Below are 15958 nucleotides of genomic sequence, written 5' to 3'. Positions count from 1 at the left end.
CTTCCTGTTAGTGTTACCTTACTTAGATATAGGTTTTGATTTTTCCAGCAAAAGCCGCACAAATGCTTAACACAAATTCCTACTTTTATTTTTGGTTTAGGGTGGTTCACCGGGAGTGAATTGAGTTTTCTAATGGAAACCGCCCGGTGAACCGCAGAGTGAACTCTGCGGTTTTTGTTGTTTTAAGGAGAATTTCATCGTCATGACTTATTTCATTAACTGGTTTTATAGCTTTTACTTCTGGCTCAGAGTAAGTTCCGGGTAAATAGCGTCATGCCGATGAATCAGAACGCGCCCGGAACTCTTCAAAGGTTCCGGGCTTTTTTTTACTATAAGGAAAATGAAATCATGATTAATGCCAAACTTGCTGCACAATCTCATCCAAATCACCAGACAATTGTTAAACTTTCAGAAAAAGTCGCTTTCGGGGGCGAAGAACTGGTAATTATCGGTGGTCCCTGCACCGTTGAAAGCTTAGAACAAATGGAGATAGTCGCCCAAAAGCTATGTACTGCATCGGTGCAGGGCTTGCGTGGCGGTGTCTACAAACCCCGCACATCTCCCTACGCCTTCCAAGGTTTGGGAGAGTCAGGATTAGAGATTTTGGCAAAGGTGCGATCGCATTACAATATGCCAGTTGTGACTGAGGTGATGTCAATTTCCCAAATTGAAGTAGTCGCCGCCCATGCTGATATGCTTCAAGTTGGTAGCCGCAATATGCAGAATTTTGATTTGCTCAAAGCTTTGGGACAAGCCGGTAAACCAATACTGCTCAAACGTGGTTTGGCAGCGACAATTGAAGAATTCGTCATGGCTGCTGAATATATCCTCAGCCACGGCAATCCTGATGTGGTGTTGTGCGAACGCGGTATCCGCAGTTTCGATGATTACACCCGCAATGTCTTAGATTTAGCAGCAGTGGCAGCACTTAAGCAAATAACTCACCTGCCTGTGATTGTAGATCCTTCCCATGCTGTAGGTAAACGGGAGTTGGTAGCACCCGTAGCTAGGGCTGCGATCGCTTGCGGTGCAGATGGATTAATTATTGAATGTCACCCAGAACCAGAAAAATCTGTTTCTGATGCCCGTCAAGCACTCTCTTTAGAAGATATGGTGCATTTAGTTGATAGTTTAAAGCCTGTAGCAACAGCCGTTGGGCGCACTATATCAGATGTCGGGGCGGGTTTAGAACCTGCCCCAATTTTTTGTGCTACTTAAATTTCAGTTGAGGGCGTAGTTTACCAACCTAGGCATCGCTTGAATGTCTGAGTCAAAAGATTTATTTTGACTTAACCACAAACAGCGATCGCCTTCGTCAAATCAAGTTGTTACACCAATTCTATGTGAAGCTGCGCTTTATTCAGGTAGGGGCAATTCATGAATTGCCCCTACAGCGCGGTTTCGGGTAAGTCGTACAGGCGCATCTTCATAAAGAAATGGTATTACTTAGGCTATTGCATTTGTTCTCAAACAATTTTTGCACCATACACACAAATAACAAAGTCACAAGAGTTTATTAAGATGATGCACAATCCCCCATTCCCCATTCCCTACTCCCCATTCCCTTTGATTTTAATTTGCCTTAGATTCGACCTTAACGCACCTTTATCATGAGGAATGATTAAGAAAAACGAGTATAGACAAACATGATAAAAATGCTAGCTGAAAACTTGATGGGAATTGAGGCAAGATTACAAATTAATTGGGTTTGGGTAAATGCCAGCTTACAGTTTGCTAGTTGGGGACTCTTCTCACTTTTACTCGCCGAGGTGCTGAGAGACAGTTACCATGCTTTATGTCACCAAGTCAATTGGCTTGCTAAATGGCACAACAAGCATCACATAGCCTATCGCCGGGATTTATCAATAGTTTCCCTGAAAACTTATCAAGAATCCCAACTATATCACGATATTTTAGAGTCGAGTCTACTGCTGGTGGTATTGGTGGTAATTGCCTTAATTGTCCCACAAATGGGATTATGGTTGGGAGTAGCTTATGCTTGCACCTTCTTATATGGTGCATCTGTGCGGTATTTCCAGGGAAAAATTGATACAGATTACAACCACCTACCCGGACCTTTAGAGACAATACCATCCATTTGGTGGGTGAATCGGTCTTACCATTGGCGGCATCATTTTGATGATGTCAACGCTTACTACAGTGGTGTCTTTCCCCTAGTGGATAAAATTCTGGGTACAGGACTGTCTCTCAAGGGGAAAACCATCGCTTTAACTGGAGCATCAGGAGCGTTGGGACAAGCATTAGCGGCTGAACTTGTCAAGAATAATGCTAAAGTTGTCGCATTAACAACCAATCCAGAAAAATTAGTAGAGCAAGTTGGGGTGAAGGTGGTTCCCTGGCAGTTAGGTAATGAAGCCGAACTGAGGGATAGTTTAGAGAAAGTAGATATTTTAATTATCAACCACGGAATCAATGTCTACGCCAGCCGCACACCAGAGGCTATCAACTCTTCTTATGAAGTGAATACTTTTTCAGCATTGCGGTTGATGGATATATTTTTGACAACTGTAACAGGGCCACAAGCAAAAGCAACTAAGGAAATCTGGGTAAACACTTCTGAGGCTGAGGTTTCTCCAGCGCTGAGTCCGCTTTATGAACTCAGCAAAAGAGCGCTAGGAGATATCGTTACCCTGAAGCGTTTGGATGGGGATTGTGTAATTCGCAAATTAATTCTTGGCCCCTTTAAGAGTCAACTGAATCCCTATGGAGTGATGTCTGCACAGCAAGTTGCTCGTATTATCTTATTTTGGGCACGGCGCGACTTCCGAAATATTATTGTGGCAATAAATCCTCTCACCTATCTGCTGTTTCCTTTAAAGGAAACTAGTACGTCACTATACTATCGAGTCTTCAGCCGAACAGCGAAAAGTGAACAGGACTTACGCAAACAATAGCTAAAACCCTGATTTTCAGCTAGGGGCAATTCATGAATTGCTCCTACAGAGTTTAGTTTTGCGTAGGCGTAGCCCGCCGCAGTTATTGCTCCGAGTAAGTGCTGATTATTTAATGTTGAAAAAAGCCTATATTTATGCACTTTTAAAATGGAAAGGCTATTCTAGCCTGTTTCATTTACCCTCCAGGTTTAGCAGCAGCTTTTAGACTTAATTAAGTAACTACAAATTCAGTTAATATTTTCTAAATGATTTGGCAATAATTAGTTAAGGTATCCATTGCATTATATTTTTTGTAAAAATTTATTAACAAATAATAGTTAATTAATCTAAATCTTGTGAAAAACTTATACAATAGAAATTTGTTAAGTTATATATTTGAAATCCGACCTACTTTTAATTATTACATAAATCATGAAATCTAGTTTTAAACAATTAAACTTATTTGAAGCAGAACTGACTCATACAAGTCCTGAAACAATAGTATTACCAAAAGGCTACAAAGGATTAGCTGCTTTTCATAAATATTGGGGGAAGAAACCAATTGAACCCCTAGCATTTATAATTGAAAATTTAACAAACAAGGGTGACATAGTTCTAGATCCTTTTTTAGGATCAGGTTTAGTAGCTCGTGAAGCAGCAATTAGGCAAAGACGGTTTATAGGTATTGATATTAATCCTGTAGCAGTAGAACTATCGAATTTACTAATTGATTTACCAAGCCCAAACCTTTTAAAAAAAGCAATTTATGAATTAGAAATAAGTGTTAAACCACAAATCTATAGAACTTACTTACTAGAAGATGGAAAATTTGCAACTCACTATTTATGGAATGGAAATAAACTAAATTCAGTCTGGCATTTATCACGAAAAAGAAATGAAGGTGATAAAAGGTTGCCAACTAACTCTGACTATCAACTATTGAAAGAATTTGAAGAATATCAACCTCAGATACCTCGTCCAATTAAGTTTTTTCAAAATAGTCGAATAAATACAAGTGATTCTTTAACACTCAAAGATTTATTCACCGGACGTGCATTACATAATATAGATTTACTACTTGATGCAATTCATAAACAACCAGATACTATCAAATCTGCATTATTGCTTTCATTAACATCTGCTTCCGGTCAAATGTCTAATATGGTTTTTGCAATTACAGGAAGAGGTAAAACAAAATCTCAGCCAACAAATAAAATAGAAGTTGGTAGTTGGGTTATAGGATATTGGAGACCAACACTACATTTTGAAATTAATGTTTGGAATTGTTTTATTAAACGTGCAAATAGTTTATTAAAATCCATTCAACAAGATGAATTGGAAAAAGTTTATCAGGTATCTAAAAGACTAGAGGATGTTATTTATAAGAAAACTGAAGTAGCGATTATTCAAGGTGATAATCGAAAAATTCTCAATAATTGCCCTGATGGAACCATTTCACTTATATTAACTGATCCTCCACATAGTGATAGAATTCCATACTTAGAATTGAGTGAAATGTGGAATTCTTTAATAGATAAACAGCCAGATTTTTCTCATGAAATTGTAGTCTCTAATGCCCGTATTAGATTAAAGGATAAAAAACTTTATCTTCATGAAATGACGGAATTTATGCAGACTGCTACTCGTATACTTAAGCCTAGTGGGATATTAGCTCTATTTTTCAATGCTAGAGATGCTGCTAGTTGGAAGTTTTTAAAAGAAGTAATACCATCTTCAGATAAATTGCAATTTCAAGGATTATTTCCAATGAATTATTCAGCAAACTCAGTAGTGCAAGACAACAGAAAAGGAGGTTTAAAAAATGATTTTGTTTTAATCTATCAAAAGCCTGGAAATGAAGATAAGATAAGATTGGAATTTTTAGAAAATTTACCTAATTGGTCTAAAGAAATACCTAATATTACCTAAAAATAATATTGAAGCTGCAAAATAAATGAATTACACATTTTCTGAACTTTCTCGTTTATACAATGAGAATAAGTTCTTTGAATTAACATCATCTCCAGAAGGATTATATTTTTTAAAATTACGTTCTTTGGCTCGAAAAGATTATTACTTACATTTATTTCAAAAATCACAAATATCTTAAGATGATTTAGGAGTAAAGCAATATCTTGAAACCAGGGCTATTTCATTCTAGATTTAACCAACGAATTTAGGTATTTCCAGCCATCGTGAGATATAATCCCTGAAGCCTAAAATGACGTATTCTCGTAAATACATAAAATGTCAGATTTTAGAATGAAATAACCCTGATCTTGAAACCCTTTTTAATTCTAATATCTCTTCAGAAACTATTCATGATTCTATTAATCAAATATATGAAGCAGAAAGGGGAAAACGTCGTGCAAATGAACAAGAGTTGCTAAGAGAATTATATAAGCTAAGAGTTTTTGACTGGGGTGGTATCCATGAGAATGATATTAATAAGTATTTAGTTGATAATTACATAAAAAAGATTACTAATTATGATAATTTAATAGAAAAAGTAGATAATGAAATTTTACATAGTTTGAAAAGTTTTGTTTTGTGTTCTTGGTATAATAATTGGACATCAATTATAATCGAGGATATTTTTAAAGACCATCACCGTATTTTACCAACTGTGGGGCAAATTAAACAAGTTGATTTTTTTATTGACAATATACCTTTTGACCTAAAAGTAACTTATTTTCCTAAAGGTTTCATGGAAAATAAAAGAAGGGCAAGACAGTTAAAAATAAAAGAAATATCTGATTTAAAAGAGGGAGCAAAAAAATTTAGTATTCCTTTTGATAAAACTCGAAATGATAATGATCTATTAATTGATTTGATTACAGCTTTTACGGAAAGCTCAAATCAAGATATACAAGATTTTTACAATAATTTTGTTAAAATCAGAAAAGATATTATAAATGAAACAGTACAACAACCTCATGAGCTTTTACGTTGGCTATATGAGCAACAAGGTAGTCAAAGATTTGATGCAAGTAATCGCTTATTTTTAATTGTTGTCGATACTAATTCTTTAGAAGATAGTTGGAAGATCAAAAGAGATTATACTCTGTTAAAAGAGAAAATTGAGGAATATCTAAATACACGCTCTTTTAATAAAGATAAACTCTTATTAACTTGGTCATTTAATAACAATAAATACCAAAGTTATGCTGATGTTTTGTTTATACTAAAGTAACACTAAATAAATTATAAAAAAAGAGATAAGCCCAAAAGCCTATCCCCAAAAAAATCAACTAATCAATGTATCAAGTTCCACTTGTCCAAGAATTGATGTACTCAATTTGATCAGCAGTTAGGCTATCAATCTTAATACCAATAGCCTCCAACTTCAACCGAGCAATTTCTTGATCAACTTCAACAGGAATTGAGTGCAAACCTGGTTGCAACTTACCTTTATTCTTCACCAGGTATTCACAAGCCAAAGCTTGGTTCGCAAAACTCATATCCATTACCGCGCTAGGGTGTCCTTCAGCCGCAGCTAGGTTAATCAAGCGTCCTTGTCCGAGAACGACAACTGATTTACCATTTTTCAACTTATACTCTTCGGTGAAAGGACGAACTTCTTTGATTTCCTTCGCTTGTGCAGCCAAGTATTTCAAATCAAGTTCCAAGTCAAAGTGGCCGGAGTTACAAACGATCGCACCATCTTTCATGACATCGAAGTGTTCACCACGAACGACGTGCTTGTTACCAGTCACAGTGATAAAAATATCACCTTGGGATGCAGCTTCAGCCATTGGCAGGACACGGAAGCCATCCATTACGGCTTCAATTGCCTTGATGGGGTCGATTTCGGTGACGATGACATTAGCACCCATCCCACGGGCGCGGAGGGCTGTACCTTTACCACACCAGCCATAACCGACGACGACAATGTTTTTACCAGCCAACAAAATATTGGTGGCGCGGATAATGCCATCTAGGGTTGATTGCCCAGTACCATAGCGATTATCAAAGAAGTGCTTGGTGTCGGCATCGTTGACGTTGACTGCGGGGAAGGTAAGAACGCCTTCTCTAAACATGGCGCGTAGCCGCACGATACCAGTGGTGGTTTCTTCGGTGCTACCAATCAAATCAGCAATTTGGTGTTGGCGTTCTTGTATCAAAGTTGCAACCACATCGCTACCGTCATCAACAATAATGTTGGGGCGATGATCTAAAGCTATTTGAACGTGGCGGTTATAAGTTGCGTTATCTTCGCCTTTTTGAGCAAAGACGGGAATTTCATGATCGAGGACGAGGCTAGCGGCTACGTCATCTTGCGTTGATAAGGGATTGCTAGCAATTAAAAGCGCATCTGCACCACCGGCTTTCAGAGCGATCGCCAAATGTGCTGTTTCTGTCGTAATGTGGGCGCAAGCTACAAGGCGTAAACCAGCGAAGGGCTTTTCAATAGCAAAGCGATCGCGGATCTGCCGCAAAACTGGCATTTCGCGTCCAGCCCATTCAATACGCTGTCTTCCCAAGGCTGCTAGGCCGAGGTCTTTAACCTCGTGCTTTAATCGGGGAGAAGTTGCGGTCATCAAAAGTTACCTCAAAAAGTTAAAAAAGCTACGTAAAATTTACGCACTATACTAGGTTATTCTACTACTGGCAATTTTTGCTTGAAAGAAAGCAAATTACTAGTTAATAGCCCTCAAAACTAGCTTGACGTTTGATCGGCGGAATGTCAACTTCATCCCCAGGTTCTGATTTTTTGTTTTACCTTTAGTAAGAGTAAGACTCTGATAAACCTTATCTACATATTTTATGTATGTTGTCATCTTTCTCAAGAGAGAAGATAACCAAAAAAACATCGGCTTTTTATCATCTAAAGGGAAAACCTCAACTTTAGATAGGTACATTTACCCAAAGTAATTGTGGACGATGGTTAGAGAAGTAGTCATTAGTTGATTTTAATCAAGGAGGTGTTTGAGTGCGCTTTCAATTTTTGGCGATCGCCAGTTCAATGGCCATAGCCGTTGTGTCTGTGCCAAAAGCCACAGCCCAAATTCCTTTTTTACCACAACTGCTGCAAGCTCCCAGCAGTGTGAGTAATGATTCAAATGATCGAGTTGTTTCGGGCTGGATTTATTTAGATGGTCGTCGTTTATTTCAGATAGCCGCATCAAGAGCCAACTTCCCTGAGCGTTCAGAAGATATTCAAAAGAAGTTGGAGAAAATTGCTCAAAATTACTTTCAATCAACAGCAAAAACAGCAGTCAAGGTAGAAGTTCGCAAAGTAAACGACTTACCCGTAATTTATATCAACGACCAATACCTGATGACCATCACTTCTGAAGATGCTGGGCTGCGAGAGGTAGATATATGGACATCGGCAAATCAAGTCAAAGAATCGTTACAAGAAGACTTGCAACAAGGAAAGCAAGAAAGACAAACTCAATTTTTAATCGACCAAGGTAAAATCGCTGCGGGCATCGCACTGGCAATGATTGTTATGAGTTGGGGGATATATAGCTGGGAGCAGCGTTCCAAAAAGGATTTATTATACCCCATTGCCTCCCAACCCCCGATAAGTCCCCGAAACTCCCCAATTTCACCAGCAGTAGCAGCAGCTCAACCAATTGCAACACAACTGAATCAACAGCAAAAGCAGCATCTCCAAGAAGTCAAAAGACGATTGTTTCAGTTAAGCCAAGCCGGAATCTGGGGAGGTGGAAGCTTCTTTATTTTGGGTCTATTTCCCTATACACGAGGGTTTCAGGTAGGAATTATCACTGCCGCCCAATTTCCTTTGCGATTAGGTGTCGTGTTATTGGGAACCTATGTAGCGATCCGTTTGACCTACGCCCTAATTGAGCGCTTCACCAGCACTCTGATCAGCAGTGGTGCTTTCCTAACCCCAGAAAGTTCTGAACGGCTGCAACTGCGAGTTTCCACATTTTCTGGTGTGACTAAAAGTATTGCTACTGGTATCTGGGTAGGAGTAGGCTTCTTGCTAGCGCTGGTATCCTTGGGGATAGATATCGTTCCCTTGCTAGCAGGTGCCAGTTTAGTTGGTGTTGCATTGTCTCTGGCCTCGCAAAACTTAATTAAAGATGCGATTAACGGTTTTTTGATTATTTTAGAAGACCAGTACGCTTTAGGCGATGTGATTAGTGTAGGAGATGTGGGAGGCTTAGTAGAAAATCTGAATCTGCGGATGACCCAAGTGCGGGATTCTGAAGGGCGCTTGATTACGATTCCTAATGGTGAAATTAAAGTTGTTGCCAATCTTTCTAGTCGTTGGTCACGAGCCGATTTAACAGTTCCCATCGCCTATCAAGCCGATACAGAAAAAGCTTTGAAGTTGATTGAAACTGTTGCCGATAAGATGAATCAAGAAATGCAATGGCAGCGTCAAATTTTGGAACCACCGCAAGTTTTGGGAATAGATCAATTTGGCGATCGCGGTTTGATTATTCGTGTCTGGTTTAAAACACAGCCCCTTAAGCAATGGGATGTAGCACGGGAGTTTCGCCGCCGCCTGAAAATTGCCCTAGACGAAGCTGGAATTTCCATTTCTGTGCCTCAACAAGCAATTTGGGTCAATGACGATCACTTGTTAAATTTTCAGAGTAATGGTAATGGCAAAGCTCATTAGAAATTTGCATTCATTACCGCCTTTTTCAGTTGATTAGACCAAACCCTGGGTTCTCTCATCCCAGGAGAGAGCAGGGGGATGAGGGGGATGAGGGGGATGAGGGGGACAAGTTTCTTGAACCTATCCCACTATTCTAAAAATCCCTACTTATTTTCGTAAAATGTGCTTGAAAACCTGAATTTTTCGTTTTCAGTTCTCAATAAGCTTAAGCTTTATAGCACAAATATTATTAGTGGGATAGGTTCTTCCTTGTCTCTTCCCAATGCCCAATACTTTTCTACGAGAGGCTGCGCCAACGAAAACTCTTGGAGACGCTACGCGTAGCAAGATCCCCGGAGGGGTACGCTCAGTACAAGTGCCCAATGCCCAATTTTGGGCGATCGCCAACACTAAGCTTGAATAAATACTTATTATTAATAAAAAGCTACTACCTCACTAACCAGTCTTGAACTTTTCCTTTATTCCTCATTTATGTTTGTCAATACCTTCATCAGACGTCCAGTACTGACGACGGTCTGTACGTTCATTATTTTGCTGCTGGGAAGCATCTGTATTCCGATCCTGCCGATTTCTCAGCTACCAGACCTCGCCCCGGTGCAAATCACCGTTAGCTCCACCAATACTGGTGCGGATGCTCAAACAACAGAAAGTACTGTCACCAACATTATTGAGCGACAAATTAATGGTGTTAAAGATGTATCCTATATATCTTCTAATACGGGCAATGATGGTTCCAGCAATATAACAGTCTCCTTTCCAACTGATGTCAATAGCGATATTGCTCAAGTAAACGTTCAAAATAAAGAGGGACTTGCTTCACCTCAACTGCCAGATGCAGTTCAGCGAACAGGTGTGACCGTTCAAACAGCATCAAGCAGTCTCCTTCTCGTCTATGGGTTTTACTCAGACAATAATGAGTATGACAACCTTTTTATTAGTAACTATGTCGATCTGTTTATTCTCGATGAGATCAAACGGCTTCCTGGTGTGGGACAAGCCACGATTTTCGGGGAGCGCAAATATGCCATGCGTCTTTGGCTTGATCCCAACAAGCTTGCCCAACATCAACTAACTCCTCAAGATGTGACAGCTGCCCTGCAAGAACAAAATATTCAGGTGGGTGCAGGGGCAATTGGTAAGGAACCAGCACCAGATAATCAAAGTTTTGAATTTGCTTTACGGGCAACCAGTCGATTTAAAGATGCGGCTGAATTTGAGGATATGGTGCTGAAGGTGAGTCAAAGTGGCACTAATGGCACTAATGGCACTACTAATAACAGCACTAATAGCACTAATAGCACTAATAGCACCCTAGTTAAGGTCAAAGATGTCGGTCGAGTTGAACTGGGAGCAGAAAGCTATCTCGCTGATGCCAAATTCACCATTCCAGGGAATGCTCCCAAGCCAGCCGTGGGTTTGGGGATATATCAACTTCCCGGTAGTAATGCCCTGGACGTTGCCCATGCTGTTGAAGACCAAATCAAAATACTAGAGAAGAGTTTTCCACCTGGACTAAAAGGACAGGTGGCATTTGATACCACTCCATTTGTAGAAATTTCTTTAGAAGAAGTTCTACAGACTCTGGTTGAAGCGATTATCCTGGTGGTCTTGGTAATTTTTGTCTTTTTGCAAGACTGGCGTACCACGATCATTCCCACTGTGGCGATCCCCGTTTCGCTGATTGGGACGTGTGCGGCTCTGTTGGTTTTAGGATTTCAGATTAATACACTGACCTTATTTGGTTTTGTCTTGGCGATCGGTCTGGTTGTGGATGATGCCATTATTGTGGTCGAGGCAGTTGCAGTCAAACTGGAGCAGGGCTTGAGGCCCTTAGAGGCGGCGATGGAAGCCATGAAAGAGTTGACTGGGGCAGTCATTGCCACTTCGCTTGTACTCATGGCGGTATTTATTCCAGTTACATTCATTCCGGGCACAACTGGGATTGTCTACAAACAATTTGGGTTAACCGTTGCTTGCTCTATTGCCATTTCCACCTTTAATGCTTTAACTTTCTCTCCGAGTATGGCAGCCATCCTCATGCGCCCGGCTCAGACTCCACGGGGTCCTTTGGGGTGGTTTTTTACCCAGTTTAATCGGGGATTTAGCTGGTTTACGCGTCGCTATGTCGGCTTTGTTAGCTACCTTACCCATGTCAAGCCGATTGTAATTGGGGTTTTCATTACTGGTTTAGTAGCAACGGTTTTGATGTACAAAGCAGTGCCTACTGGATTTATTCCAGAGGAAGATCAGGGTTACTTCTTTGTAGTTGTCCAAGGGCCTGATGGGGTTTCTTTGAAATACACCGAATCTGTGATGGAGCGGGTTGCTAAGGAAGTAACATCGCTTCCCGAAGTTCAAGCTAGTTTTATGATCAGTGGTTTTGGTTTCGATGGCAATGCTTCCAATTTAGGCATTGCCTTTGCTAACCTAAAACCCTGGAAAGTGAGAACTGAAGAATCTCAGTCTGTCTATGGAATACTTCAGAGGATGAACAAAAAGCTCTCTACAATTACAGATGCTAGAGCGATCGCTGTCAATGCTCCTCCAGTCAGAGGGTTAAGTAGTACAGGTGGTTTTGAGTTTATCATTCAAGATAAAACCGGAAGTGCGCCGATTCAAACCCTGCTTGATACTGCTCAAAAATTCATTGGGGCGGCAAATAAAAACCCTGTTTTACAACGAGTCTTCACTCAGTTCACCGCAGACACGCCTCAGTTTGACATCCAAGTTAACCGCAACCAAGCCAAAGCTCTCAACGTCGAACTCAACGACATCTTTGGGGCACTGCAAACTTACTTGGGGTCACAATATGTAAATGACTTTGTGCAGGGACAGCGACAGTATCGAGTATATGTCCAAGCAGATGGGGTTTTCCGCTCTAATCCAGATGATATTGGCAAGCTGTATGTTCGCTCTGCAAGTGGGGCGATGATTCCGTTGAGCAATTTGGTGAAGGTTACTCCCTTTGTGGGGCCGAAAACCATCTCGCATTATAACTTGTACAGATCAATCAAAGTCCAGGGCGCTCCTGCTCCCGGCGCTAGTTCTGGACAGGCGATTCAAGCGATGGAGAAACTAGCAGCAGAGATATTACCTCAAGGGTTTGGTTACGAGTGGACAGGGACTTATCTCCAAGAAAAGACATCTGGGGGATCTACGGGCTTGATTTTTGCCTTCGCCTTCGTTATTGTCTTTCTGGTGCTAGCGGCTCAGTATGAAAGCTACGTTGACCCGATCATTATTTTGCTGACAGTTCCCCTAGCAGTTTTGGGAGCAATGACGGCGATTTGGCTGCGTTCCAATATTTTCATGGCAGGTAGCCTCTTCCCCAAAGTGGTGGATGATATTTATTGCCAGGTAGGTTTGGTGACTTTGATTGGTCTAGCTGCAAAGAACGCGATTTTAGTCGTGGAATTTGCCAATCAGCAGCATGAGCAGGGCATGAGCTACACGCGAGCGGCGGTGAAAGCGGGGCAAGAACGTCTGCGACCCATTTTAATGACTTCCTTTGCAGCGCTGTTAGGATTTTTGCCTTTGGTGATCTCTCAAGGGGCTGGAGCCAGCAGCCGTTGGTCTTTAGGAACAGCGCTCTTTGGGGGGCTGTTGCTTTCAACATTCTTGAGTTTGTTCTTAGTGCCAATTCTGTATATTTTGGTTAAGAGCTTGGCTCAGGCTCTATTTTCTCGGAAGCGATCGGGAGGCTCAAAACCTCCAGATTCTCCCAATGGAACTTCGGGATCTAGACATGAAACTCTGCCTACTGGCTCAAGTCAGCCAGAGACACAACTCAGGTCTCAGCAGGATGGGATAACCTAATTTTTGCCTTAAGTCTCTCTAGCAAAGTGCCTAGTTTTGGCGGTTTGTAGTCAGCACTTTAGTGCTTAGAAAATAAGGACTAAAGTCCTTACTACGAATTTGCTTACCCAGCAAACTTAAATAGGACTTACGCAAAACTACACGCGGTAGGGGCAATTCATGAATTGCCCCTACCGGAAAATAAGGGTTTCAGCTATTGTTTGCGTAAGTCCTATTAAATTGACACCAATTGACTTAACTCTGATACCATTTTCTGTAATTTCCTGCTTACTAAAAAAATTAGTCGAATAGAAATTAAGTACTTAGATAAGGAAGAGTGAAATGGGACTTAGCGACGGACTTTTGAACCCGACCAAAAAGGCGATGGTCATAGAGGACTGTTGCAATATGATCGAAGGACAGCTTGCATCCAAGTCAGGCATGAGCGGCATCGCTTTGAAAACTGCCTTCGCTGCTCTGAAGGGGGTTAAGCCAGGATACATCCCCTATATCGTTGAGCAGATTTTACCGCAATGCTTCACAGCACTTGATCCCATCTGGAGTGAAGGCGTGGAGAAAGGCGATCCAATTGAATACCTGAGTGCAAATCGCTCTGATACAGCAGATGCCTTACTGGGTGTCACCGATGGGAGAGTCAAGAATACAAAGCGCCAAATTGTCCGAGGAACCTATGAAAAACTTCGCGGTTCCGCCAAAAAGCACGTAGAAGAAGCAGTGCCAGACTTAGCCAAAGTAATCAATAATTACACTAAGAACTGAGCGAGAAGGGAAGAATCAAAATAAACGTATGCCGCCGTTCGATGCGTCGGTGGCTGGCATACGGGGCAGATAGTGACATACTCACGCTACAGCCGTACAGGTAAGCGTGAGCTTCTCAGAGACTGTTCTCTGAGATTGAATTAAGGCTTTTTGAGTAATATAATATTGCACAGCTTCGTTGATGAATTGACTGTCCGGGAAAGTGGCGTTTTTGAAATGAGGACATTGAGAGGCAAAGTTAGTCCAGTTCGGCATAAGTACTGTAAATCAATTCATCGTCACGACGGCTATATGTATGGGTTTTCCACAAATGTCCTCTTTAATCAGTGATTAGAGGGATAGCGATCGCTTACCCTTTTAGTATTTAAGAATTTACGCGCCCAGAATAGAAGAGTCATAGTTCTGTAGCAAATCTTCTGGGTCATCGTAAATTGCGATCGCTCCCGACAGTTGTTCATCGCTAAAGCCACCGCAGCGCAAAGCAATTACACCTACCCCTGCTTTGCCGGCAGCCTCAATATCGTAGGGCGAATCTCCTAGCATCACTACTTTTTCAGGTGTCATTTGCCCTTTGTTCAAGGCAGCTTCTACAATGTCAGGAGCAGGTTTAGATGCTTCGGCATCATCGGATGTAGTTACTTCCGATAGCAAATCATCTACTTGGGCAATTTTGAGCATGATATCAAGTTCTTCAGAACTGGCGGAACTAGCAACAACTAGATGCAATCCCGATTTTTGCATCTTTAATATTAAGTTTCTGCTCCCATTGGCAGCAGTGATTTGCGGTATATATTTGTCAAATAATAGTTCTTTGCGTAGTTCAACAATCGCTTTGCCAGTTCCTTCTTCACCATTTAATTCTGGCACTACTTTGGGAATCAGTTGATCTCCACCCATGCCCATGAGTGGTCTAACTGTTTCAAATGGCACTTCCAAGTCATAAGCTGCAAATGCCTCTACCCAGGTATTTGCATGAGCATCATTACTTAAAACCAGCGTTCCATCAATATCTAAAATCACTCCTTCTAATGCCATGAAAAACCTCTGCTGACGTTTTGTTTCCTTGCTCATGATGGCATGGCAAATAGTTTACTTCATCGTCCCATGAGAGGAGAAAAGGGTTACAGAAGAGAAGAGATGGCGATCGCCTGAGATAATTCCAGAAGGTGGGTAGACGCATTCGCGCAGCGTCTCGCCAGACATCGCCTCAAAGCTTCACTAGGCCAAGGCTGATTTGAATTGCTCGATCTACCTGTGCAATCGTTTCTGGGTGCAGAATTCCCAAACGTTTAATCAGCCTTTGCTTGTCAATTGAGCGAATCTGATTGAGAAGTACAACCGAATCATCCTCTAAACCGCCTTCTGGTACTCTAATCAGCACTTCAGTGGGATACAAAGATTCTGCAAACTTTGAAGTGATGGCAGCTACAACTGTGATTGGACTATGTTCGTTAGAAACATCATTTTGCAAGATTAAAGCTGGGCGTATTTTTTTATCTCTGCACCAATAGTTGGATCGAAATTGACTAAGTATACTTCACCACGTTTGGGGTAATTTACTTTTCGTTTCTCTACCACAATTCTTATTCCAAGTCAAACCACTCTTCTACTAAACCCAAATCACGTTCTGCGCGCTGGATGGCTCCCTCTTTTAACTGTTCTCTAAGATTGGCTAAGGTTTTCTGAGCAATATAATATTGCACAGCTTCGTTGATGAATCTACTGCGATCGCCTTTATCAATGACTCGATCAATTAGTTCAATTGTCTCATCTGGCAAGGTGATGTTAATCCGGCGATGCATAATTTTTCGCTTTGTCTTGCACCACAATTTTATTGTACACATCTAAAGTGTGTATAGTTGTGTTGAAAGTGCGATCGCCTGAGATA

Annotated in this window: 12 protein-coding genes; 7 read left to right on the top strand and 5 right to left on the bottom strand. The window is 41.1% G+C overall.

The annotated features are described in order from the left end of the window. Positions 1-348 precede the first annotated feature (348 nt). From aroF to V7K97_RS12885, 4 genes are all read left to right on the top strand, one after another. Entirely contained in the window at positions 349-1218 is an 870-nt protein-coding gene (gene aroF, locus V7K97_RS12900; RefSeq protein WP_334801392.1) for a 3-deoxy-7-phosphoheptulonate synthase, read from the top strand. 428 nt (positions 1219-1646) lie between these two features. Further along, the gene (locus V7K97_RS12895; RefSeq protein WP_334801391.1) at positions 1647-2915 is read left to right on the top strand and encodes a bifunctional sterol desaturase/short chain dehydrogenase; all 1269 of its coding nucleotides are present in this window, start codon (positions 1647-1649) and stop codon (positions 2913-2915) included. 411 nt (positions 2916-3326) lie between these two features. Beyond that, entirely contained in the window at positions 3327-4823 is a 1497-nt protein-coding gene (locus tag V7K97_RS12890) for a DNA methyltransferase (RefSeq protein WP_334801389.1), read from the top strand. 454 nt (positions 4824-5277) lie between these two features. Further along, entirely contained in the window at positions 5278-6087 is an 810-nt protein-coding gene (locus V7K97_RS12885; RefSeq protein ID WP_334801388.1) for a hypothetical protein, read from the top strand. 70 nt (positions 6088-6157) lie between these two features. On the opposite strand, the gene ahcY is transcribed toward V7K97_RS12885, so the two are convergent. Further along, positions 6158-7435 carry an adenosylhomocysteinase gene (gene ahcY, locus V7K97_RS12880; RefSeq protein ID WP_334801386.1) on the bottom strand — a complete coding sequence of 426 codons (1278 nt, stop codon included), beginning with the start codon at positions 7433-7435 and terminating at the stop codon, positions 6158-6160. 392 nt (positions 7436-7827) lie between these two features. Here ahcY and V7K97_RS12875 point away from each other — a divergent pair, with 392 nt between their 5' ends. The 3 genes from V7K97_RS12875 (at position 7828) to V7K97_RS12865 (ending at position 14070) form a co-directional block, all read left to right on the top strand. Continuing rightward, positions 7828-9495, top strand: coding sequence for a mechanosensitive ion channel family protein (locus V7K97_RS12875; protein WP_334801385.1), 1668 nt, complete (start codon positions 7828-7830; stop codon positions 9493-9495). Between the two features lie 471 nt (positions 9496-9966). Then, positions 9967-13311: an efflux RND transporter permease subunit gene (locus V7K97_RS12870; protein ID WP_334801384.1), complete on the top strand. Its 3345-nt coding sequence runs from the start codon at positions 9967-9969 to the stop codon at positions 13309-13311. A 321-nt stretch (positions 13312-13632) separates the two neighbouring features. Further along, complete coding sequence (locus V7K97_RS12865) at positions 13633-14070, top strand: DUF6918 family protein (protein ID WP_334801382.1); 438 nt, start codon at positions 13633-13635, stop codon at positions 14068-14070. An 81-nt stretch (positions 14071-14151) separates the two neighbouring features. On the opposite strand, the gene V7K97_RS12860 is transcribed toward V7K97_RS12865, so the two are convergent. From V7K97_RS12860 to V7K97_RS12845, 4 genes are all read right to left on the bottom strand, one after another. Beyond that, entirely contained in the window at positions 14152-14325 is a 174-nt protein-coding gene (locus V7K97_RS12860; protein WP_334801380.1) for a hypothetical protein, read from the bottom strand. A gap of 117 nt (positions 14326-14442) precedes the next feature. Continuing rightward, positions 14443-15105: an HAD family hydrolase gene (locus V7K97_RS12855; RefSeq protein ID WP_334801460.1), complete on the bottom strand. Its 663-nt coding sequence runs from the start codon at positions 15103-15105 to the stop codon at positions 14443-14445. A 172-nt stretch (positions 15106-15277) separates the two neighbouring features. Next, positions 15278-15541 carry a type II toxin-antitoxin system PemK/MazF family toxin gene (locus V7K97_RS12850; RefSeq protein ID WP_334801378.1) on the bottom strand — a complete coding sequence of 88 codons (264 nt, stop codon included), beginning with the start codon at positions 15539-15541 and terminating at the stop codon, positions 15278-15280. A gap of 112 nt (positions 15542-15653) precedes the next feature. Further along, on the bottom strand, positions 15654-15872 hold the full coding sequence (locus V7K97_RS12845) for a ribbon-helix-helix domain-containing protein (RefSeq protein ID WP_334801377.1): 219 nt from the start codon (positions 15870-15872) through the stop codon (positions 15654-15656). Positions 15873-15958 lie beyond the last annotated feature (86 nt).

The organism is Nostoc sp., assembly GCF_036917815.1.
Taxonomy (GTDB): Bacteria; Cyanobacteriota; Cyanobacteriia; order Cyanobacteriales; family Nostocaceae; genus Nostoc.
The sequence above is the reverse complement of the archived record's forward strand: the minus strand, read 5'-3'. Positions and strand labels throughout refer to the sequence as shown.